The 23,352-nt window shown below is 42.1% G+C and carries 16 protein-coding genes; 15 read left to right on the forward strand and 1 reads right to left on the reverse strand.

From position 1 onward, the window contains the following. Positions 1-10: 10 nt before the first annotated feature. Complete coding sequence (locus K7A41_RS21545) at positions 11-1,561, reverse strand: TolC family protein (RefSeq protein WP_265715480.1); 1,551 nt, start codon at positions 1,559-1,561, stop codon at positions 11-13. Between the two features lie 89 nt (positions 1,562-1,650). Here K7A41_RS21545 and K7A41_RS21550 point away from each other — a divergent pair, with 89 nt between their 5' ends. From K7A41_RS21550 to K7A41_RS21620, 15 genes are all read left to right on the forward strand, one after another. After that, entirely contained in the window at positions 1,651-2,430 is a 780-nt protein-coding gene (locus tag K7A41_RS21550) for an AraC family transcriptional regulator (RefSeq protein WP_265715481.1), read from the forward strand. Between the two features lie 157 nt (positions 2,431-2,587). After that, on the forward strand, positions 2,588-3,646 hold the full coding sequence (locus K7A41_RS21555) for a hypothetical protein (protein ID WP_265715482.1): 1,059 nt from the start codon (positions 2,588-2,590) through the stop codon (positions 3,644-3,646). Positions 3,647-3,763: 117 nt separating this feature from the next. Continuing rightward, positions 3,764-4,324 carry an RNA polymerase sigma factor gene (locus K7A41_RS21560; RefSeq protein ID WP_265715484.1) on the forward strand — a complete coding sequence of 187 codons (561 nt, stop codon included), beginning with the start codon at positions 3,764-3,766 and terminating at the stop codon, positions 4,322-4,324. 54 nt (positions 4,325-4,378) lie between these two features. After that, positions 4,379-5,371, forward strand: a complete 993-nt coding sequence (locus K7A41_RS21565) for a FecR family protein (protein ID WP_265715485.1) — start codon at positions 4,379-4,381, stop codon at positions 5,369-5,371. Positions 5,372-5,383: 12 nt separating this feature from the next. Next, the gene (locus tag K7A41_RS21570) at positions 5,384-8,407 is read left to right on the forward strand and encodes a TonB-dependent receptor domain-containing protein (RefSeq protein ID WP_265715486.1); all 3,024 of its coding nucleotides are present in this window, start codon (positions 5,384-5,386) and stop codon (positions 8,405-8,407) included. 4 nt (positions 8,408-8,411) lie between these two features. Further along, positions 8,412-9,761 carry a DUF4876 domain-containing protein gene (locus tag K7A41_RS21575; RefSeq protein ID WP_265715487.1) on the forward strand — a complete coding sequence of 450 codons (1,350 nt, stop codon included), beginning with the start codon at positions 8,412-8,414 and terminating at the stop codon, positions 9,759-9,761. Between the two features lie 10 nt (positions 9,762-9,771). Continuing rightward, on the forward strand, positions 9,772-11,346 hold the full coding sequence (locus tag K7A41_RS21580; protein ID WP_265715489.1) for a DUF6850 family outer membrane beta-barrel protein: 1,575 nt from the start codon (positions 9,772-9,774) through the stop codon (positions 11,344-11,346). 13 nt (positions 11,347-11,359) lie between these two features. Then, positions 11,360-12,505: a cytochrome-c peroxidase gene (locus tag K7A41_RS21585; RefSeq protein WP_028071446.1), complete on the forward strand. Its 1,146-nt coding sequence runs from the start codon at positions 11,360-11,362 to the stop codon at positions 12,503-12,505. A gap of 251 nt (positions 12,506-12,756) precedes the next feature. Beyond that, positions 12,757-13,356, forward strand: a complete 600-nt coding sequence (locus K7A41_RS21590; protein ID WP_265715490.1) for an RNA polymerase sigma factor — start codon at positions 12,757-12,759, stop codon at positions 13,354-13,356. Positions 13,357-13,453: 97 nt separating this feature from the next. Then, entirely contained in the window at positions 13,454-14,683 is a 1,230-nt protein-coding gene (locus K7A41_RS21595; protein ID WP_265715491.1) for a FecR family protein, read from the forward strand. 94 nt (positions 14,684-14,777) lie between these two features. Continuing rightward, the gene (locus tag K7A41_RS21600; protein WP_265715492.1) at positions 14,778-18,089 is read left to right on the forward strand and encodes a SusC/RagA family TonB-linked outer membrane protein; all 3,312 of its coding nucleotides are present in this window, start codon (positions 14,778-14,780) and stop codon (positions 18,087-18,089) included. 12 nt (positions 18,090-18,101) lie between these two features. Next, complete coding sequence (locus K7A41_RS21605; protein ID WP_265715493.1) at positions 18,102-19,526, forward strand: RagB/SusD family nutrient uptake outer membrane protein; 1,425 nt, start codon at positions 18,102-18,104, stop codon at positions 19,524-19,526. A gap of 4 nt (positions 19,527-19,530) precedes the next feature. Then, the gene (locus K7A41_RS21610) at positions 19,531-20,244 is read left to right on the forward strand and encodes a DUF4843 domain-containing protein (RefSeq protein ID WP_265715494.1); all 714 of its coding nucleotides are present in this window, start codon (positions 19,531-19,533) and stop codon (positions 20,242-20,244) included. Positions 20,245-20,256: 12 nt separating this feature from the next. After that, on the forward strand, positions 20,257-21,693 hold the full coding sequence (locus K7A41_RS21615; RefSeq protein WP_265715495.1) for a PKD-like family lipoprotein: 1,437 nt from the start codon (positions 20,257-20,259) through the stop codon (positions 21,691-21,693). A 4-nt stretch (positions 21,694-21,697) separates the two neighbouring features. Then, on the forward strand, positions 21,698-23,194 hold the full coding sequence (locus tag K7A41_RS21620) for a TlpA family protein disulfide reductase (protein WP_265715497.1): 1,497 nt from the start codon (positions 21,698-21,700) through the stop codon (positions 23,192-23,194). The last annotated feature ends 158 nt before the right edge of the window (positions 23,195-23,352 follow it).

Genomic DNA, 23,352 nt, shown 5'->3' on the forward strand with positions numbered 1-23,352 from the left:
CAGTTTTGTATTAAAGAATTCCTACTATTGCCAATAATCTGATATGGCTTACTTGTACGTTTGTCTGTGCTGTTGTCAGATTAAATTTAGCTTCCAATAAAGCATTTTCGGCTTCCAGAAGATCGGTCAGAAGAGATTCCTGATTTAAGTAGCTGCTTCTGATAACACGTAAGGTTTCAGTGGTTTTAATGATATTTTGCTCAGCTGTTTCCACGCTCTCGAAAGCCTGTTGTTGCTGTAAATAAGCCTCTTTTACCTGAAGAGAGATTTCATCCTTCTTCATTTCTGCTTTTTCCTTTGCCTGATTGCTGACAGTCTGGGCACGAGCGATGGAATGCTTGCTCTTGTATAGATTATCGATGGAAAACTGAACTTTAATGCCTGTCTGACCAAATCCCCATAAATCATTCGAATAGGGATAAAAGGAAATCTGCGGATACGTATAATTGTAATTGGAATACAGAGAGACTTTTGGCCATAGCGTAGCTTTCATCTGTTTAACGTTCAGCTTACTCCATTTGATGTCGCTATTCACCATTTTATATGACGGAGACTTGTTAAAAGCGATATCTACATAATCTTTGTAGTCACCTTCTGTGATGGCGTTTAATTCAATTGTATCCGCATGTTTTATTGCTAGCTCGGTATCAATTTCACGGCCCATCAGTATATTGAGGTGTTGCTTGGCGATTGCAATCTTTTTTTTGACATCGGAAAGGGCCAGCTCCAGTTGCGATAATTTGACGGAAGTTCTCAGTAAATCACTTTTTAGCACAGTACCGTTTTTATGCAGGCTTTCAATCAGTGTCAGCTGTTTTTTCTCTGCTTCAGTTTCGGCATCAAGAAAATCATAGAAGTGCAGAAATTTATACAGATCGAAATAGGCAACTGCTACATGGTATTTTACGCTTTGCTTTTGTAGCTCCACTTCATACAGTTTTCGTACCCCTTCTTCCTTTTTCATGACGATGTTTCTTTTGTCTTTACCGCCATTGAAGAGGTTAAGGTTTAAGTTGTAACCCACTCCGTATCCATAGCCTTTTATAGGTACATCCTGTGGAGATGAGAATAATCCGTTGTCATAGATCAAAAATTTGGAATTGAGTTTTACATCGCCACCTGCTGAAAATTCCGGCAGCAAATGATCTTTGGCTTCCAATATTTCTATTTTACTTTGCTGAACATTTAGATCCGATAGTTTCAGGTCCCGGTTGTTAGCTTCGGCGATTTTCCATATTTCTTCCAAACTTAAGGGGTGGATGATTTCTGCATGCTGAGCATACACGGATTGTACAAAAAATAGCAACAGTATGACCAAGAGTGGGGCTGTGACTGGTTTCTTCTTTCTCTTTGCGGGCCATTGTTTTAACAGCTTTCTCAGCTCATCAAAAGCGAAGCTTAAATCTATCATGGGCATAAAGGGACTAGAATAAGCACAGGACAGCCGATAGACGTAGGCTCTATCTATTTCTTTATCCGGATGAGGTGATGTCTGTTCAGAGTTTTTGGCTTGTATTGCAAGTCCGAAATCTTTATCAGGTTTTATGATTTTATCTTTCATTATGACTCTATTATTAACACCGCAAAATTATTCAACACCTCACTTTACGGTTTTATATAATTAGCCTAATGTTTGTTATATTTGGCCATATGGAAATTCTTAGCCAATTAATAACTATAGTGGATCAAAATCGCGATTCAATCCTTGTGCTGCGACAACAGACGGAACAGCGTTTGCCTGCTCATCAGCACGATAAGGCCCAGTTGTTGTTGGTTTATGGGGGGATTGCTTACTTGCAAACAGGTGAAAAAGATTTCTATATTCCATCTAATCATTACCTATGGATACCCAAAAACTACCCCCACAACCTCATGTTTAACACGCAGGATCTATATATTATCAATATCTATTTTCCAGACGAAAGCGATGATGGTTTTTATGATGAATTGGGAATATATCCAGTAAGTAAGCTCTTAGCAGAAATGCTCTCATTTAGCGAGAAATGGCAAGGTGATTATTATAAGGGTTCCTGGGAATTTGAGTTTTTATCAACGCTTAGGAAGCTGCTGTCAAAGGAAAAACTGAAAAAGTTTTCGATACAGCTTCCCACAACAGAAGATCAACGGATAAATGAGATTACGGACAGTCTTAGAAGTAGGCTCAATGAAAATCTCACTTTAGAGGATACAGCAACACGATTCGGTATGAGTGTGCGAAGTTTGACCAGATTATTTCAGGCCAAACTGCAGATCACCTTTATTCAGTATTTAAAAATGCTGCGTATTATCCGGGCCATGGAGTTAATAAAGGATACAGATCTGAATATGACAGAGATAGCCTATGAAATTGGATATTCGAATATATCTGCGTTTAGTAATAATTTTCATCAGCTGACCAATATGAGACCTACTGAATTCAAAATGAAATGAGAGGTTCTGCTCTAATTGTTGTTCAACGCCCTTACTGCCTATATACCGCTCAAATAATACAGCTTTTAAGTTTTTGATTCATAGATATATAAAAGTTATTTATTTGTGAAATTTCAGAATTAATCTTTTTTATGATAGTTTTGGTCACAAAATAGCCATGAAAAAAATATTAACATTCTTTAAGTATGCTGTCTTAGCCATACTTACCACTATTTTGCTTCTTATTTTCTATGTTTTTATCAGTAACAGAATTTTCATTGGAGGTGAGGATGAACAATTTGCAGATTATTTAAAACGTAACCAGGAGCAGATTTCAGACAGGATCGAAGGAAAACTGTTTGATGATAATTTCTATCAGTCCCAGATCTTTCTATTCGGTGAGGTTCATGGCTACGCTTATAATCAGAAAATGGATGCGTATTTTTTCAAATTTTTGAATAAAAAAGCGGGGATAAGATATTACGTGGCTGAGATGGATAGTCTGAATGCTAATAAGCTCAATCGTTTTTTACAAGGCAGTACAAAAGATGAGAATTTACTCAGAGACGTGGTGACAGCAGTCAGTAAACGAATCCCTCAGCAATCGAGTAAAGAGTTATTAGAAAAATGGGACGCTGTGTACGACTATAACCAGACGTTGGCGGATTCGTTAAAGATATCGGTGCTAGGGGTCGATACAGATTTTGACAATAATTCCCATAAGGTCTCCAGAGATTCGGCGATGATGGCCAATTTCAGCAGTTCAGTGAAAAGACTACATCTTGAAAATGAAAAATTTTATGGACTTTTCGGATTTTACCACGTGTTACAGCATAGTGCAAAAGAAGGTAAAAGTCCATTTGCCGAACGACTAAAGAATTCGGGCTTTAGCGTGTCAAGTATTGTAAGTTATACGCTTGAGAGCGAAATGTACCTTCCTAAAAACCCTCAATTTCCGACACCATCGGACCAGAAGATTAGTGTGATCAATGCAGACGGGCCATTTATGCTGGTTAAGGGAATCCATGATTTTTCGGGACTAGCGCAGCCAAATTCCATGAATTTATTTAAGTTGGATGCTAAAGATTCACCTTATAAAAACTCTGAAAAGCTGATAACGATCAAGTCCAGATTGTTCGGTGAGAGTTTCAACCCCGCGCCGGGAACTTCCACGCTTGATTATTTTCAGTACATGGTGCTGCTCAAAAATTCAAAGGCGCTCACACCATTAAAGTAGCAGGGACTGTGGGTAGTGATGATCATAGATTGAAATTGACCAAGTGAATCTTTGGCTAGCGTAGTAAAGGTTTAATATTATTTGGAATAAATCTAAATAATTATTTATTTTGCGCACTTGGATGCACTAAAAACATGGAACTCGATTAAAACTGGCGATAGAGACAGTTTTTTAGCCTTATACGACTCGGTATATACAGCCCTGTTCCGCTACGGATTGAAAATTAATGCCGACCGTGAAGTTGTAAAAGAATCCATCCATATCTTATTCTGTGACCTCTGGGAAAAGCGTGAAAAATTACCCATACTAACTACAGATCCAAAATATTATCTCTTTGTATGGCTAAAGCGCGTGATCTACAAACAGCGAGCTAATCAAAATATACCACTGGAAGATGTTTTGCACACACCGATGGAGGATTCGATCGAATCGCAAAAAATTGCCATTGAGGAAACATTGGAACGAGATCAGGCACTACACGATGCGTTGGGCAAGCTGACAAAAAAACAGCATCACTATATTGAGCTAAAATTTTTCCATAATAAGAGTTATGCGGAAATCGCCGACATGGAGAATGCAGCACTAAGAACAGTTTACAACGTTGTTTATGAAGCAATTAAAAAATTAAAGGGTTCATTATCAGTGGTTATTGTTTTTATTTTAAATTTTTCCAAATAAAATAGGTAAAAAAGAGGCCTTTGCGGCACTACTGTGTAAATGCAACATCGAGCAATGGAACAACCTACTTTGGAAGAACTCATCTGTAATGAATCCTTTATCAATTATTGTCTGCAAGCAAGGCTTGAGGATATGGAATATTGGAAACAATGGGTTGACGCAAATCCGCAGCACCGGCAGCTTGTAAAAGATGCGAAAGGACTAGTCGAACTGATGCAGACTGGTCCAAGCCAGACCGAGATCGCTGAGGAGCGTGTCCGGCTTCAGGCCTTTATCCATAAAAATGACACTCCGGTACATCATTTACGAAACTATAGGTGGATTGGCTATGCAGCTGCCAGCCTCTTGTTTGTGTCGATGGCTTTTCTATTCCTAAAAAGACAGTTGCCGCTAGCGGAAAATGCCACTCAAACTGAACTTATTAGCCAACTGGTACCGACCGGTAAATATATGAATGTGCTTTTGAGCGATAGTACCAAAGTCAAGCTCGGCCCAACGTCTATCATGCGATATCCGAAGAACTTCAATGGTGATAAACGGATCGTGAGCCTCAATGGTGAAGGCTATTTTGAGGTCGCTCATAACGCCCATAAGCCTTTTATTATTCAAACAGGTGAACTTGAAATCAAAGTATTGGGAACTTCCTTTAATGTATACGCTTTTGAAAACGATAAGCTGTCAAAAATAGCATTGTTTACCGGAAAAGTAGAAGTTTCAAACGGAACAAAAAGACTACAGCTCATTCCGGGGCAGGCCATTGTATATCATAAAAACAAAGCAACCTTTAATGTAGAGTCCTTTGATGTAGCTAAAGAAAAGGAAAATATGGCGGGTGTTTTGCATTTTGAGAAGGCCACTTTCAGCGAAATAGGCAAACAGCTGAACCGAAAATATGGAATCATCGTGCCCGACCGACCGGATATCGAACTGATGTATTCGGGGACTATAGGGCATGAACCGTTGGAAATGGTGCTCGAAAAACTTTCCATGACAACAGATTATCGGTTCGCCATCGAATCCAATACACTTCTCGTTCGTAAAAAATAACATCATATATCTATGTCTTCTAAATCCATCCATAGAAGAGCCCTGCTTCTTGGTGTACTTCTTTCTTTTCAGGTCTTAGCCGTGTACGCGCAACAGTTAAAGATTGAAGGTAAAAATCAACCCCTGAGGTCTGTTCTGAAGCAGATCGAAGAAAAATCAGGTTACAGTTTTCTCTATGACGAGTCGCAGATCAATGTGGAGCGTCGTATCAATATCGAGGTGAATGGAGCACTTCCACAGGTTCTAAATCAGCTGGAACAGTTGACTTATCTCAAATTACAGGTCTCCGGTAAGAATATTCTGATCAGTAAAGCTTCTGTGAGTGTTTTATCGGGCAAAGTTGTCGATGAGGATGGGAAAGGAATACCATTGGTAACCGTACATCTCAAAGAGCTGAACCAGTATTATTTTACAGATAATAATGGCTCGTTTAGATTCCAGTTTCCGGCCCATCGGCTGAAGTCAGCAAATTTGCAGTTTTCCATGATCGGAAGACAGGGGGCCTCCATGACAACTGTTTTAAGTGGGACAAATAATACGGTTGCTGACATCACATTACCAATTTTGAGTGTAGGACTGGAAGAAATAGCCCTCACTCCCCGGACCAACAGGCGACTGGAAAGCAATAGCTCACTTTATATCAACCGCGAAGTGATCGAACAGTCGGGTGCATTAAGTGTTAATGACTTGTTGAGCCTTATTCCTGGACAAAAGATCGCCGCACCCTCTTTACAACAGGTCCAGCAAGCTAACTTAAGAAGCGCAACATTGAGCACAAATTCTTTTTCCAACAGGGATCCGTTTGCACTCAATAATTCTTTTGGTGTAGCATTGATCATGGATGGTATTGCATTGTCCAACAACGCTAATATGCAGACCTTAAATGCGGGAATTTATGGTATGGGAAATTCTTATGTCAATGGCAAGATATCTAGATTGAGTGGTAGCGACGCCGGTACAGACAACTATACCGGTGATTATACTTTTGGCGGGACCGATCTCCGCCAGATTGCCACAGACAATATCGAGAGCATAGAAATTGCTGCCGGCGTACCTTCTGTGAAGTTTGGGGATATGACCAATGGAGCTATTATCATCAATCGTATTGCGGGCGAGACACCGCTCAATTTTAATGTTCAGCTCCGTGACAATGCAACCGTTTACGGAATGAGCAAAGGCGTTGATACCCGTAAGTTTGGGGCTTTCACCATTGGTGGAAATTTCACGCGCTCCTTTGAAGACAACAGGGACAAGCTGAAATCCTACGACCGTGTAGGTGGAAATATCATGTGGAGTACTTTCGCCGGGAAAGAAAAAGCTTTCACCAATACTTTATCCATAGATTATGGCCGAAACATCGATAAAGTGCGTCGAGACGAGGATGATCCAACAGCAACGGTCATGCGCTTCAAGTCCTATAACTTTGCCATTGGAAGCAGGGCCAATTACCGGATTGACCGAGGTTTTCTTTCCAATATCGGATTGAATGTCCGTTATAGCGAAACCTATCAGAATACATACAAGGAGCAGGACGTCAACGGCACTTATATCATCTACTCAGACGCCACAGAAACGGGAGTTCATCAAGGCCAATATGCAAGCGGGATCTATCAGGCCATTACAAATATTGAGGGTAAGCCCATCGATTTAACGGCACGCCTCGATCTGACGGGCACCTTTCAGACCGGCGACCTGCTGCATCAAGTGAATTTTGGATCATTTTTCAATTACTCAAAAAATATAGGAAAAGGACAGATTGTTGACCCATCCAGACCACGCAACAATACCATAGCAGCAAATGCTGATATTCGTAAAGAACGCTATTATGATGTCTCACGTATTCACGGCCAAAAGCAGCTGGGATTTTATGCAGAGGACCTATTTACGGCGAAAATCGCGCAGCGAGACCTGAACGTCCGTATTGGGACACGGCTGGACAAATTCGAAAAGTATGTTACATTTTCACCGCGGACGAATATTAACTATGCGATTACCCCAGCGCTGACAGTGGGCGTAGCATATGGCTGGGCAAGTAAGGCGCCGGCATTGGCACAATTGTATCCGGGACCGGTATTTTATGAGATTCCCTTATTTCAGCATACTGCATTTAATGGGGGCAGTGTTGATGAGGCAAATAGCCTTTACCTGATGTATATAGATAAATTTACACCGGATAATAGCACGCTTAAGCCTTCGTTGTCCGAACAGTTTGAATTTTCAGCCACCTATGAATACAAAGATTTTAAATGGGGGCTGAACCTTTATCAAAAAAGGAATTATAGAGATATCGTTACCGTCACCGATTTTGAGAAAGTAGTACTGGACAAATACAACGATAATCCCGATCCCAATGCGGATGTTCCCTATAGTATTGAGGGGACAAAACAATATAGGCTATCGCGATTTGTATTTATGAATGCTGATGACAAAAGAACTCAGGGGATCGAATTCATGCTATCTACGCCAAAATGGATGGCCATTGCTACTTCGTTTAGTGTAAGGGCGGGATTGACCAGATCAAACTATAGACCTCTGCAAAACATGGCGACATTTACCAACAACACGGACAACCCCAATCGTGCAGAATCTGCAATATACCCAACACAGCGCAGGACGACTACGGTAAGCAATGCCGCAATTACCTCAAGTACGCATATTCCAAAGGCTAGACTGTTGATCAATTTCACGACCGAACTTAACCTCTTGAATAAAACCAATACCAATGCGTCCGACGGGATACCTATCGGCTATTATACACAGGATGGAACCTATCATGCCATAGACAATTTTGATCGCAACAATGTCGATTATGCCCATACGCTAAGGCCTATAGAAGAAATCAACAATCAGAACCAGCCTGCTGTCTATACTAATTTCCACTTAAACGTTTCGAAGGAAATCAGCAAACGCCTAAGCCTGGCTTTTCATGTCTATAACGTATTTAACTATCGTCCACAGTATAAACGCTCGGATAATTCCATGATCATTCCGAATGGTAAACCTACCTATGGTGCGCAGCTCAGACTTAAACTATAACGCCATGAAAATCATTATTAAACTTATACTTTTGATCTTTGGCTCCAGCCATCTTTTTATGGCTTGTCAAAAAGATAGCTATGCCGAAAACGGTGCGGTAGACATTTCGTTGAGTACGTCTTACGAAAGTGAAACCTATGTCAATAAGCTGCCGTTGGATGATATCACTTTAAATCTCTATACCTTGAAAGGGAAACTGCTGATGACGGTGAAATCTGATGAAAATGGTGTATTTGAGTTCATGGATCTGGCGCCCAATACATATAATGTTCAGGTCGTGAAAACATTCAGTGCGGCAGAATTCAATCAATTGACGGGACAGCGTGAAGACAATGAGGTCACCTTTAGTTCGGTGATACGCCGTATCGAAGTCGTTAAAGGGTCAGCGCAGACACATTGGGATCTTACTCTCCTGACCGGTAATAGTAATCAGGAGGGCTTGGTGATCAAGCAGATCTATTACGCAGGCTCAGACGCCAATCAAGGCGCCAGTTTTAGAGATCAATTTATTGAAATATATAACAATTCCGATAGCCTTCGCTATGCAGACAGTCTCTATATAGCCGAAGCTTTTGGTGCGACAAATGCGAGCACGACCTATGTATATCAGCCTAATAGCGGACAGTACGACTGGAGCAAGTCGTATCGTATGCCACAGGATATAAATGCCAACAGCGATTATGTCTACGCTCATCTGATCATTCAGCTTCCGGGCAGTGGAAAAGATTATCCGATCCCGCCGGGCGAGAGTATTGTTGTTGCCTCAACGGCTGCCAATCATCAGTCGCCCTATGTAGGGGCCGATGGGGTAGCGATCTCCGTAAAGAATCCGAGCCTCACCATTGACCTCAGCAAAGCAGATTTTGAAGCTTATTATGTGCCCTATCTTGGAAGTACCAAACCTTTGGCATCAGACATCGATAACCCAAATGTACCCAACATACGGCTGATCAACCGGGGCAATGGTGCCGACATGATTATGAACCAGGCAGGTCAACGCAGCTGGATCATTTTCCGTGATCAAAACATGGGACCGGTGAGCGACTGGAAGGGATTTATGCCGCCATATGCTGATGGACGGGAAAATTTGGGGACAGATTACATCCAGATTCCAATAGTTAATATTTTGGATGGCGTGGAAATTCAGTCATCGACCTCTACACAATATCCGAAACGATTTACAGCAAAAATCGATGCTGGATCTATCGCTGTAGACGGAGGTGCGCGTTCATCAAATTCCGTTATTAGGAAAACAAAAGAGATTGTCAACGGAAGAAGAATACTGCAGGATTCTAATAACTCAAGTGATGATTTTGTGTCGATGAAGGCAAATCCAAAGGGGTTTATTGATTAAGTGAAGACAAATGAAAAATTATATTCAAGTTACTTTGTGTCTATTTGTTGTTTTTTTCTCCCAGTTTGAGACCAAAGCGATAGCAAGACAAGATACCGTACTGTATATTCAGCATATTGATCAGGACAGCATACAGTTGCGTTTACGGCAGTACGCTGTCGATAACCCGATGTGGCTGGAAAAGAAAGTGCCGCAGCGTTATAGCTTAATTCGCATGGGATACAATTCCACCTCTGGTGATTATCACCGTGCCCAGGACGCACAGCGGGTAAATACGCTGGATTTTGGTTCGGAGGGCGCCGTCACCATCAAGGATGTGCGCTTGTGGGGGCGTTTCAATTATACAAGATCCGTGGAGGATAGCACGCGGTTTGCGCATCAGACCAGAGAAAATCCCTCTTCGCCCTGGTATTTTGGTTCCTATGGTTACAATCATTATGAACGAACGACCTATCGTATCCAGGCGCGGGGACAGCGTTATTTTGCAGACAGAAAATATGCTGTCTTTGGTGGATTCGATTACCAGGTAGCAAATCATTTTAGCAATAATGATCCGAGAGGTAGCATTCGCGTAGCGCAACTTAACGGTACGGTCGGCGGTAGTAGGCGTATAGTGAAAAACGTTGATATTGGTATCGAAGGGCGGTATGGTTATGGACAGGAGGACTTTGAAATAGCGTACAAAAACGGAAATTCGGCGACAAGCGCTGTGGAGTCGCCCTACATGAACTATATTATCAGAGGATATGGATGGAAAGTCAGCGACTGGCTCCTGGAGCAGAAGATGTTCTATCAAAATGACATGAAGCGCTTCGGTAGTAAAGTTTACTTGTCATGGAATTCTTCGGTAGGGGACTTTTATGGCAATGCAGCTTATTTACGTGAAGAACAGAAGTATAGGCAAACACTGCGCAACGAGTCCCGCGTCAATGAACTCAGTCAGTATAATTTAAATCGGCTAGACTACAATTTGGTATGGCAGCTGTCAAAAGGAAATCATTCCTATATGGCATCGCTTGATTGGTCCAGCACACGTGGAAAGGACTGGATAACAGAAAGTGGCGATGCACAGAATTATGTTTACCAGAATGACAATGGAGCACTGAATGTATCTTATATGCTGGCCCGGAAGAAGTGGCGACACTACTACGGAGGTAAAATGGGTCTATTGAATGAAATCAGAAGGGATGGCGGCACTGGCACAAGTCTGGACTACGAGCATGTAAACTATCAGCTCCATGGAGCGTGGACCTATACAACTACTGCGAATCAAGAAATAGAATTTGGACTCACAGGTTCTCTTCGCCACAATATAGGTACATCTTGGTCTCTACCGTTAATCAATGAAAATGTATTCCATCAATATGTTTTTTATCATGATATCCTTTACCATCGTGCAAACGTATACGGTGGCAAAGTAAAATTGGGTTTCAAACAACGTTTAAGAAAGGGAAATTTCATTTCTCTGGTAGCAGATTATTATTATCAAAAGGCGGGGCGTTTATCTGATCTGGATCGCACCAATCTTGCCCCTATAGGAACAGTCAGGAAACAGATGAATTTAATGCTGGCATATGGATTTTAAGAGACTGCACTCGATGAAGAAGAAAACACTGATGGTTATAGCTATCTTTATTGCACCTTTGTTGATTTCGGCATTTGCAAATCGCGCTGAGGAGCAGGAAGATCTACAGGAATTGCGCAAACGCTACAGCAGCGGGCGTCAGGAATTATGGCCCAAACCACATATCGACGCATCTGTAAGATCTAATTTTACGGATATCGGGGTATTGCCTCCAGTAAGCTATCCAGCTGATAATCCTTATAGCAAGGAAAAATCGCTGCTCGGGAAGCTATTGTTTTTTGACCCCAGACTTTCAGCATCCAAGCAAATCTCCTGCGCAAGCTGTCATGATCCCCAATTGGGATTTGGAGACGGAAAAAGTCTGGCGCACGGTCATGGAAGACGAGAGGGCAAAAGAAATGCGATGACGCTGTACAATGTTGCATTTTACAGAACTTTTATGTGGGATGGCCGAGCAAAAAGCCTTGAGGATCAAGTGCTGTTGCCGACACAGGATCCTGTGGAAATGAATACGCCGCTGGATACTTTAGTAGCACATGTTAAAGCTGTGCCCGGCTATGCGGGATATTTCGAACAGGCTTTTGGGGACAAACAGATTACACTGCTCCGAATACAACAGGCGCTTGCCACCTTTGAACGTGGTATCGTTAGCTATCCAACAAAATTTGATCGATTTGTGCAGGGACAGGCCGATGCACTGAACGATCAGGAACTTACCGGTCTACATTTGTTTCGGACGAAGGCACGCTGTATAAATTGCCACAATACACCTTTGTTTTCTGACAATCTTTTTCATAATGATGGACAGACACTATACGGGACCAAACAGCAGGATTTTGGCCACTACCATCTTACAGGCAATCAAAAAGACATTGGCGCATTCCGTACACCATCGCTTCGAAATGTAGGCCTGACAGGTCCTTGGATGCATCACGGTAATTTTCCAACGTTGCGTGATGTCGTCGAGCTCTATAATCTTGGCAATCCAGCACCAATACAAAGGCATGTGAAAATTGATGAAAAGACAAGACCCATACATTCACCATTGTTAAAAAAATTGAATTTATCGAGGCAGGAAGTTGACGCTGTCATAGCATTTCTGCAGGCTTTAAGTACACCGACACAACGCCGGATTGCGATGCCGGAACTTCCGCAATAAAAGGTGAAGATCAGAAAATATGTCAATTTTCAGACCTCTCCCCAAACAGGAATTCTCTACATTTAAACGGCTCATTTTTTGGAAAGGTCATTTATCCGAAATCTAATAATCTTTATCTGTTATTAAAAGATGAGAATGGTAGTGTTGATTGATGGATAATCTTCGGAAATCTATATATTTGTAGACACAGTAAGGGGGAGCAAATGCTTCTGACATGACTGGTTCACAAACAAAATTAGGATCTAAGACCTATGAAAAGTCACATCCCTATCGACCAAATAGCCGAAATATTACTTCGTGTTTCTAAAGGAGATGAACAAGCTTTTCGTACTATTTTTGATGCTTACAAAACGTCCATCTATTCGACTATTTTTAACCTGAGTGATGACGAATTTATGGCTGAGGAAGTTTTGCAGGATACTTTTATCCGACTTTGGAATTACAGGAGTAAACTCATCGAGGTCGATAATTTTGACGCATGGATCTATCGGGTGGCAAAGAACGTATTCCTGACAAAGATTAAGAAAATAAATCCTTCACAAGAGCCTCTTGATCTTATCCTGCACGATATCTTTGCGACCCCCAAGACCTATAATGATATCGAATATCAGGAGTTGGAAACGGCGTTTGAAAAGGCTTTGCAGCTTCTATCTCCCAAACAACGGATTACTTATCAACTGGTCAAAATCGAAGGACTTTCCCGTAAAGAGGTTGCAAAAATACTTGAAGTCTCTGCCGAAACCGTCAAATGGAACCTGGAGGCGTCTGTAAAAAAAATAAGGTCCACGATGACCGAAATGCTAAATAACCTTCCATTAGCGCTTATTTTTTTCTATTTGCAAAAAAAATAAATTATTCCTCCCCCCCAAAAGGTCATATACCAGAGTCATACTGATAAACGGATGTAGGTTTTGAAATTTTCCAGTCCTACTTTTTTTTAAAGGCCCTATGAATTATAACGATAGCTATATAGACTTGTTGATACAACGTTGTTTGGATCGTACAGCGACTGGCGAAGAGCGAAAAGTACTGATGCGTGTACTGAAATATACGGACAATGAGCAGATCGAAGCTAAGATCGTTGCCGCCTTTCATCAAGCGCAGGTCAGGCTAGAACCTTCGGATTCAGTTTGGACAGCGATAGAAAAGCAGATCGCTCAAGAGGTTCCAGTAAAACCTATCCGTAGATCGAGTGCTGTAATGCAGTTTGTGAAGTATGCTGCTGCTGTGTTATTGTTTTTAATGATTCCATTGTACTTTTTCAGGGATGCTTTGCCACCCGCGATCACCGAGTTAAAACTGGTACGTGAGGTAAACGATATTTTTAAAGATAAAACTCCAGACCCTGGTTCGGAAGAATTTGCCGAAGAAATTCAATTGCTTCTCTCTCAGGACCGGAGGGTCAATCTATTAAGCAGGGACTCAGCAGTGCTTGCCAGTGCGGAGAAATCTATCCATATATCCCGCAGCGATAACCAGATTAGCTATAAGCTGCAAGATAGCACCACCCAGCTCATGCCTAGTGCCACGATATATCACACGATCAAAGTGCCTTACGGCAAGCGTTTTTCTGTCAGGTTGATTGATGGTACCACAATATTACTTAATTCGGGTACAGAATTGCGGTATCCTATTAATACCCTCCAGCAAGATATGGATTTGTATCTGACGGGGGAAGCCTATTTTGATGTTGCCAAATTGCAGAACCGAAAATTTAATGTACATGTTCTCGGTAATCGGCTTAAGAAGGAGCATATTGTCCAGGTATTAGGCACGCAATTCAACATCAGGGCATTCCGTAATGATAAGCAAAGCGTGACAACATTGTATGAGGGATCTATTCAAGTGTCGGGGCTAGCATCCGTTCCTGTGCGTTTACAGCCATCAAAACAAATTACGGTAGATCAGCACTATGCCATTGCTACAGCTGATTTGCAAATGAGTTCAGCTTGGAGAAACAATGTATTTTATTTCAAGAATACCTCTGTAGATGAAGTTTGCTTAGAGTTGGCAAGATGGTATGGTATCAAGGTTACTTATAAAAGAAGTAAAGAAAACAAGAAAGTACTCGCTCAAATATCCAGAAATAAAAGCCTCATAGAAGTACTGGATATGTTGGCTCAGACTAACGATATCAAATACGATTTCCGTGGAAAGGAGGTTGTTTTGACAGATTGATACTTACCAAGTAAATAAAAAGTTATGGTTTTAAAAGCCAATAATTTTTGACCCTAAAATATAAAGAACTAACCAGTCTTTACTTACACTATTTATGAAGAAACTTTTTATCAATAATAACAGTTTTAGATGCTGCCTATTATTTTTTTGCAGCCTTATTTTTGTGACCACTGTCTTTGGACAGCACGCAAAGATAACGATCCAAAAGAAGGGCATTACTATAGATGAGCTTCTTACTGAGCTTCGGATACAAAGCGGAGTTGATTTCGTGTCGCTAACTTCCAAAGTCGATCATTTCCAAAGAATTGATGTAAACTTTAAGGACGAACCACTGTATCAGGTGTTGGACAAGTATTTTAATGTTCGATCTGGTGTAGTATACGTATTTAGAAATAACAGTATTATTTTGATGGATGAGCAGAAGGCCAAGATGCGCAGAATTAGCGGAGTAGTACACCGCGAAGACACAGATCGTGAGATGGCCGGTGTTTCGCTCACTTTTACCGATAAGGCAATTAAAGCAAACACAGATATAAACGGAAAGTTTATCATCCAAATACCTGAATATGCCAAAGCACTGGAGGTATCTTATTTAGGATTTAAAAAGAAGACAGTCCCGCTAACAGCAGCAACTAATTACATCATTCATTTATCACCCACATCCGAGGAGTTAAACGAAGTCGTCGTGACCGGTATATTTAACCGCTCCGCCGAAAGTTTTACCGGAGCCACTACAACCGTTAGTGGCGAGGAAATAAAAAAAATTAATACGAATTCGGTGCTAGCTGCAATATCGGCTGTAGATCCGGCCTTTAGGTTAGTAGCTAATAATCAGTTTGGTGGAGATATCAATCGCCTGCCTGAGGTGCAGATGCGAGGGCAAAACTCGTTTCCAAACCTAAGTGGGGAACTTTCCAACAATCCCAATGAGCCTCTTTTTATTTTGGATGGATTTCAGGTAAACCTGCAGCGTGTTGTCGACCTCGATATGAATTTGATCAAGTCGATTACACTGCTGAAAGATGCTTCAGCTACCGCGATTTATGGTTCCAGGGGAGCAAATGGCGTTATGGTCATTACCACTATACCTCCAGCGGCTGGGAAAGTACAGGTCACCTTGACAAACGACTTTAGAATAGCAACCCCTGAATTAGGAGTTTATAATCTGTTGAATGCTAGGGAAAAGCTCGACTTCGAAAAGCGTGCCGGCTTTTACACCGGTACCTTCAACATCGCTCAATTGGGTAAAGATGTACTGTACAATTCACGCCTCAAAAATATCCTTGAAGGAGTAGATACCGACTGGTTGAAAATTCCGACTCAAATTGGGCGTAGTAACCGTTCTTCCTTACGTGTTCAGGGAGGCGATGAGATTTTTCGCTATGGATTGCAGTTTACCGCTGATATGCAAGAAGGGGTAATGAAGGGACAGGACAGGAATAATTACAGTGGCCAGGTCGACCTCAGTTACAATGTCGATAAGTTTCGCTTTATGAACTCTCTCCGCGTATTCCAGAATAAGGCCAATGTTTCTCCATACGGAAGTTTTAGCGATTATGTGACAGCTAATCCCTATTTTTCACCTTATGATGCTGAAGGCAATATTCCATTATTGTTGGAGGAAGTGTATTATCACGAATGGTACGAACCTTTCACGACCATAAATCCTCTATACAATACCACTTTACATTCTGTAAATAAGTCAGCATACTTTGGCGTTACCAATAATTTTTCTGTGCGATACAATATTACTCCGGGACTATTTGTGGAGTCTAATTTTAGTATTACGAAACAGCATGATGACTCTGATCAGTTTTATTCTGCACAGGACTCCAGGTTTGCCGCTATTGCTGAGCCAAGCCGCCGCGGATCCTATACCGCCCGGACAGGAAAATCATTTGGTTATGAAAGTTTGACCACGGCCAATTATAACGTGCAACTCGGAAAACATCAACTCTTTTCGATGCTCGGGTTTAATGCTAAAAGTGCTGCGAACGAATTTTACCAGATTGTTGCAGAAGGATTTCCGTACGACCGTCTGGACAATTTGTTGTTTGCCAATCAATACCAGACGAATGGCAGACCCACGGGCGATGAGAGTACCACTCGCAATATAGGCCTAGTGTATTCTGGCAACTATAGCTATGACAATCGCTACCTAATGGACCTGTCGGTCCGCAGGGATGGTTCGTCTCAGTTTGGTACGGACAGGCGCTTCGGTACATTCTGGTCTGCGGGTTTAGGATGGAATATTCATAATGAGCATTTTTTCAAAGATAGCCCAATTATTAACAAACTCCGCCTAAGAGCGAATTATGGAAGCACGGGATCGCTGAATATTCCGGCATATGGCGCTCAATTTAGGTACAGTTTGGGTGTGGGATCTTCGTACTACGACCAGCTCGGAGCTGTCCTGAATAATTTGGGAAATTACAACTTAAGTTGGCAAAACGTCTATAAGTTAAACATTGGGATGGACGCATCGTTGATGAACCAACGTTTAGATCTTCGAATGGAGATTTACAGAGACGATACCAAGAATGCTTTAACTTCGGTTACACTTGCTCCTTCGACAGGTTTTAGTAGCTATTCGGAAAATCTTGGCGAGCTGCGGAATACAGGTATGGAATTCTCTGCGCGATATGCCATTATCAATCGAAAGGAGAAGGGTGTACTGTGGTCTGTCAATGTCAATGGATTCACGAATAAAAACATACTCAAGAAATTGTCCAACAAGTTGAAGACGGCTAACGAAGATCTAAACACGGCAAACGAAGGGCAAATTTACCCGAATGTACTGTTGGAAGAGGGCCAGTCAATGAATACCATATTTGCAGTCCGCTCATTAGGGATAGATCCTGCCACAGGTACTGAAATGTTTTTGAAAAAAGACGGTACGACTACTTACGATTGGGATATTAGAGATAAGGTTCCTGTGGGTATACAGCAGCCGAAATGGAATGGCAACTTCGGATCAAATCTAATCTATAAAGGATTTGAGCTGAATTTGATCTTTAACTACCAGTTTGGAGGAAAACTCTATAACTATACCTTGGTAGATCGGGTCGAGAATGTGGATATTTCACAAAATGTAGACCGCCGTGCCTACGAACTGGGATGGTCCAAGCCTGGGGATGTATCCCTGTACAAACGTATCGTGTCCACGCCCAATGCGACGAAGGCCACTTCACGGTTCGTTCAGGATGACAATAACCTAAAACTAACCTCTGCATCATTAGGGTATAATTTTTATGGCAAGGCCTTTCTAAAAAGATTGGGTTTCAACTCCCTATCTATTACAGCGTTGGCAAATGATCCGATATGGTGGAGTTCTGTCCAGCTCGAACGGGGTACGGACAACCCATTCGCCCGCAATTATTCACTATCGCTTCGCGCGAGTTTCTAAATAGCAGAGATTATGAAAATACACGTATTTTTACTAGCATTGATGAATCTTTCGTTGCTCTCCGGATGCAGCAAGTATCTGGATGTTGAACCTAAATCCTCGTTGGCTGAGGAACAGATGTTTGCTTCTGAAATAGGGTTTGAACAGGCTTTAGTAGGGGTATACTCTCAGCTCAGCAAGCAAAACATGTATGGAGACCGCCTCTCCCTGGGTTTTGTATCGGCCTTGGCGCAGAACTATACCCAATCCAGTTCGACAGCACCTTATTACGAGACACGTTCATATAACTACAACAGCGATGAGGTTAGAAATATTCTTAGCGCGGTTTGGAGCAGCTCGTACAATGCTATCGCGGGGCTGAATAAAATTATTGAAAAAACAGCGTCTAACAGATCGGTTCTTTCTTCAAAAGGCTATAATTTGATCCGTGGGGAAGCCTTGGCGTTACGTGCATATATCCACTTTGATCTTTTCCGTTTGTTTGGCCCCGAGTATCAATCCGGAAAAGGACAAAAGGCAATTCCCTACGAGACGATAGTGGATGCTTTTGCCAATGTGCCGGGTACATCCGAGCAAGTGTGTAAATTGGTGTTAAACGACATTGCGAACGCTGCGGCTTTACTTAAATCCGTTGACCCAGTTTTCGAGGATGATACCGACCTGAATACCCGTCGTATCCGAATGAATTATTATGCGGTCAAAGGATTAGAGGCTCGTGTATATATGTATATAGGAGACAAACCGGCTGCAGCTAAAGCGGCTCAGGAAGTAATCGATGGCGCAAAGTTTCAATTTGTCTCCAATACGGCGGTTAGTGCAGCTGCCGGGTCGAAAGACAGGTTGTTCATGCCAGAGCTTGTATTCGCTTTACGCTCAAGGGATATACTTAACTGGACACAACAATATTTCAGGTTTTACATAAGTTCAGGAAGGGGCCTGACACGCACGTTAGCCAATATAAATACATTATATGAAAACTCGACGACTGATGTTCGGAGACTCTACTTATTCGAACAAGATCAGGGAATATTGTTTCCTTCCAAGTTTTGGCAGACCTATACACCTTTGACCGGAGAAGGATTGACCTCGTCTCAGCGACGTGATCAACTGATACCGCTTATACGCCTGTCCGAGATGTATTATATATTGTCCGAAGCAGCGGGTAGCCCGGCATCAGGAGTGCTCGAGTTGAACAAAGTACTTTTTGCCCGGGCAGTTAATAAGCTGCCCGAAGACGGCTCGGTTACCGGTACACAGCTACAGAACGAAATCCAAAAGGAGTATCACAAAGAGTTTTATGCCGAAGGACAATATTTTTTCTATTTAAAAAGAAAAGCAATCACGCGTATGCCTTTTATGACTTCCGATATTCCACTATCCATTTATAAATTACCTGTTCCTGATGTGGAATTGGAGTATAATCCTACATACCAATAAATCTATGAAAACAATACAATATTTTATTTTTGCCGGACTGCTGCTCGCATTGATGGCCTGTAAGAAACAGGATACAATCCTATTCGAGGGCGAAGAGCGTATTTCATTCTTTATCGGTGAGTATGATGTTGACTCGACCAGTTATACCTTCGCTTTTGACCCCGTGAAAAAAGAGCGTGATACCATATACCTAAAAATGCGTATCCAGGGCAGAACCCACGATCGAGCTAGAACCATTAAGGTTCAACCAGGTGCGGGTACCACAGCTGTTTTGGGCGAGGATTTTCTTTTTCCGGAGGTAGTACTTCCAGCAGATTCTATTACCATTAACTATCCGGTCATATTAATCAATACACCCAAAATGGAAACACAAGCTTTACGAATTGTGGCCGAAGTCGCAGCATCAGGCGATTTTTTACCGGGTGGTATAGGACAGGTAATCGATGGCACCAAAGCCATTAATTCGTACAAGGTCTGGGTGTCCAACAAACCTGAAAGACCAGTTTATTGGGATGATGCGGAATACTACTTTGGCTCATTTTCGGCGACACGTATACGTTTTATGATTAGTGTATTGGGAATCTCTGATTTTTCATATGATGCTATAGGTGCCTATGGATCGTATACCTATCCCGTTATTCTACGCAATGCTTTAGCAAAATATGAAGCGACGAACGGTCCCTTGATCGATGAATTTGGACAACGCGTAACTTTTTAAATTCAGCACATAATGAAAGGAAATAGATTCTTAAAATATACTATAGACTACTTAGGACTTGGTCTGATAGCTTTACTTATGCAGGGGTGCTCCTCATTTGAACAGGATTTTAGCATAACGCCACTTGGTGAAGTCAAAATTCTGATGGACAAGAGCGAATACGACGTCGTACAACTGGAAAAAATACATATCCCTGTTACGCTAACTGTTCCGCCGGGGAAAACGGGGCGATATGCCTATCGCTGGAAAGCAATGACCAATGAAGCCATCTACATATTGTCGGATAAAAAAGATTTGGATACGATCATCAATTTGCCTCCTCAACAGTATAATATTCAATATACGGTAACTGATCTCGATAACGGCCTAGAATTTAACAAGCAGCTATTTTTAAATGTAAATGGCGCCTTTTATGAAGGTTGGCTGGTTTCTCATAATCGAGGAGGCAAAGGTAAACTTACCTTTATACGGGCTGACGATGTGGTGTATCCAGATCCGGTAGGGCAGGCAAATAATCTGTCCTTCCCAGAAAACCTAAAGGCTACATTTTATACCCAAATACCTTATCGGGCTAAATATGCTTCAATAGCCAGCTTTACCGAAACAGAAGTATTTCGCTTTGATCCAAATACGTTCAAATTGACGGGCAAGAGCGAGGAAGTTTTTATGTCTCCAAGCGGTTACGATGGGATAGCTTGGGATAGTGGACTAGGTGGTATAGATCAGTATTTTATTAATAAAGGAGAGTTACATGTCGGTATGGGGGACTTCTATCCAGAGGATATATTAAAGCCATATACGCCTGGACTTGGCGGTGATTACGACTTGTTTCCAGCGGTCATCTCCTCAAACTCCTATCGGACTTTCTTTTACGACAATAAATACAAACGGTTTCTGGTTGCTCTAGCTTTTGAGAGAGCGCTCACTGTAGCGTCGAACGGATCGAACAGCACACTCAGTATATTCAATATGTCAAATGTCGGCAAGACGATGATAGCTGCCGAAAAGGGAAGGGCTAGTTATAGTTCTGCTGTGTTTTATTTTGTAATGCAGGACAATGAAGGCCGTTACGTGGCGAGTATAAATGATTCAGATCCGAGTTTGTTCCAGAAGGTGATAGACAGTCAATGTCCCGATTTCAGCAAAGCAAAATTATTTGCGGCATCAGGCTTATTTCAGCATATGTATTATGCAGTAGGCAACAAAATCTATCTATACAATATCGTGGCTAATACGGCTGAGTTACTATATAGCTTTCCGGGCGCTCAAACGATTACTGATATCGAGATAAACCGAAAAACGGGTAGAACGCTTGCCGTAGCGACCCTAGACGGTACTTCTGGTATCCTTAACCTTTTTGATATAAACGATTTAGGTCAATTTGTTGATGCATCCCCCAAAAAGGTTTTTGGCAATCTTGGCCATATTATCCATATAAATTATAAATAAAACCATGAAAAAAATCAGCATTACACTGGGCTTGATCGCACTTCTATATACAGTGCAGGCACAAGAGAAAAACGTATCGACCATACAAGAGCGTCTTACCGCTTTGAAAGAGATTAAAGACACCAGATCACTGCAGTCTGCTTTAAAAAAATTGGAGCGTAGTAAAGAAGAATCCGATAGAATGCTGGCCTACTGGTATTATTATGGACAGCAAAACGAAGAGAAGATAAACTTGGTTCAGCAGGCTGTTATCAGAGATTTTCCGAACGGCCAACTTGCCATTCAGGACAAGTTAAAAAAAATTAGTACCATTAAGTCGCTTGCCGAACGCGATTTTCAATTTCAGGCCCTTTTGAAGGAACATCCCAATGCTCCAGTAAGTTTTGAAGTGTACAATATGGCCAATGCGTATGCCGCCGAGGGGAATACTGAAAAGATGATCGAGTATGCTACTTCTTATGCGGATAGGGCTCTGGATAGAAACGGCAACCATTTGAATAAAGCATGGGTTTTGTCCAACTGTGCGCAAATCTTGAGCAGGAGCAATCCAAAGGCCGCGCTGCCATTGTTGGAGGGAGGGCTTGCCTACCATAGATCAGACCTTTCCAAACCGGAGGAAGGAGAAACAGAACAGATCCGAAAGGAACGGCGTCGTCGGGGAGAGCTGGCGTATTATATTTTGCTTAGCAGCTATGCCGATGCTTTAGGAAGAGCAGAAAGAGCACCCGAAAGCTTGCAGCTGCTTGCGGCGGTAAGACAGGAGTTGATGCAAAAATTGCCAATGGAGCAGGCCAATCTGGAGATTATAGATGGCGCTTACTTAAAGGCCTTGCTGGCAAATAACAAATATGCGGACGCTCTTCCGTATCTCGAAGAGGATTACGTCAAAGGTTCTGCTGGTGTCGTAACCGTCGATCTGCTCCAAAAAGGATATTCCGATCGCAAAGGATCGTTGGAAGGTTACGAAACCTATAAAGCTTCTTTGGATCAGGCTAAACTTGCACATGCTGAAGCCCAAATGTTGAAAAAGCTGGTGTCCAAAGATGCGCCGGACTTTGAATTGAAGGACGTGAATGGCAACACTTTGAGACTGGCTGATCTCCGCGGAAAAGTCGTCGTGCTCGATTTTTGGGCTACTTGGTGCGGTCCATGCAAGGCGTCCTTTCCAGCTATGCAGAAAGCGGTAGATCTATACAAAGACGACAAAGACGTTCGCTTTTTGTTCATACACACCTGGGAACGAGGAGGGGGAGATGCTACGGCAAATGCCAAGAAGTATGTCACTGACAATAAGTACAGTTTCGAGGTGTTGATGGATCTACGTGATCCATCAAGTAAGGAGAGTGCGGTGGCGCAAGCGTACAAAGTAGACGGCATTCCAACAAAAGTAATCATCGATCCTCAGGGACGTATCCGATTCGAGACATCGGGCTTTGCAGGCGATGAGGCGACCGCTGTGAAGGAACTTTCTGCCATGATTGAGTTTGCACGAAAGAGTTAAAATAAATAGAGGCTCCTAAAATCCTTTAGGAGCCTCTGTTTTGGATTTAACTATCGACAGTTCTTGCCCTTCCGGTCAGGAGAAGAGAATACTTTAGGTACTGGCTATTCTGCATAGTGTGTAGCCGGCTGGAAATATATTTTTTCGAAAATTGAGCC

This window comes from Sphingobacterium sp. InxBP1 (genome assembly GCF_026191775.1).
Lineage (GTDB): Bacteria > Bacteroidota > Bacteroidia > Sphingobacteriales > Sphingobacteriaceae > Sphingobacterium > Sphingobacterium thalpophilum.

Excerpts from the sequence above, each read along its gene's own strand:
- K7A41_RS21615 (WP_265715495.1), top strand. The coding sequence starts at position 20,257 with ATGAAAGGAAATAGATTCTTAAAATATACTATAGACTACTTAGGACTT.
- K7A41_RS21555 (WP_265715482.1), top strand. The coding sequence starts at position 2,588 with ATGAAAAAAATATTAACATTCTTTAAGTATGCTGTCTTAGCCATACTT.
- K7A41_RS21620 (WP_265715497.1), top strand. The coding sequence starts at position 21,698 with ATGAAAAAAATCAGCATTACACTGGGCTTGATCGCACTTCTATATACA.
- K7A41_RS21550 (WP_265715481.1), top strand. The coding sequence starts at position 1,651 with ATGGAAATTCTTAGCCAATTAATAACTATAGTGGATCAAAATCGCGAT.
- K7A41_RS21600 (WP_265715492.1), top strand. The coding sequence starts at position 14,778 with ATGAAGAAACTTTTTATCAATAATAACAGTTTTAGATGCTGCCTATTA.
- K7A41_RS21595 (WP_265715491.1), top strand. The coding sequence starts at position 13,454 with ATGAATTATAACGATAGCTATATAGACTTGTTGATACAACGTTGTTTG.
- K7A41_RS21570 (WP_265715486.1), top strand. The coding sequence starts at position 5,384 with ATGTCTTCTAAATCCATCCATAGAAGAGCCCTGCTTCTTGGTGTACTT.
- K7A41_RS21580 (WP_265715489.1), top strand. The coding sequence starts at position 9,772 with ATGAAAAATTATATTCAAGTTACTTTGTGTCTATTTGTTGTTTTTTTC.
- K7A41_RS21605 (WP_265715493.1), top strand. The coding sequence starts at position 18,102 with ATGAAAATACACGTATTTTTACTAGCATTGATGAATCTTTCGTTGCTC.
- K7A41_RS21545 (WP_265715480.1), bottom strand. The coding sequence starts at position 1,561 with ATGAAAGATAAAATCATAAAACCTGATAAAGATTTCGGACTTGCAATA.
- K7A41_RS21565 (WP_265715485.1), top strand. The coding sequence starts at position 4,379 with ATGGAACAACCTACTTTGGAAGAACTCATCTGTAATGAATCCTTTATC.
- K7A41_RS21575 (WP_265715487.1), top strand. The coding sequence starts at position 8,412 with ATGAAAATCATTATTAAACTTATACTTTTGATCTTTGGCTCCAGCCAT.
- K7A41_RS21610 (WP_265715494.1), top strand. The coding sequence starts at position 19,531 with ATGAAAACAATACAATATTTTATTTTTGCCGGACTGCTGCTCGCATTG.
- K7A41_RS21590 (WP_265715490.1), top strand. The coding sequence starts at position 12,757 with ATGAAAAGTCACATCCCTATCGACCAAATAGCCGAAATATTACTTCGT.
- K7A41_RS21585 (WP_028071446.1), top strand. The coding sequence starts at position 11,360 with ATGAAGAAGAAAACACTGATGGTTATAGCTATCTTTATTGCACCTTTG.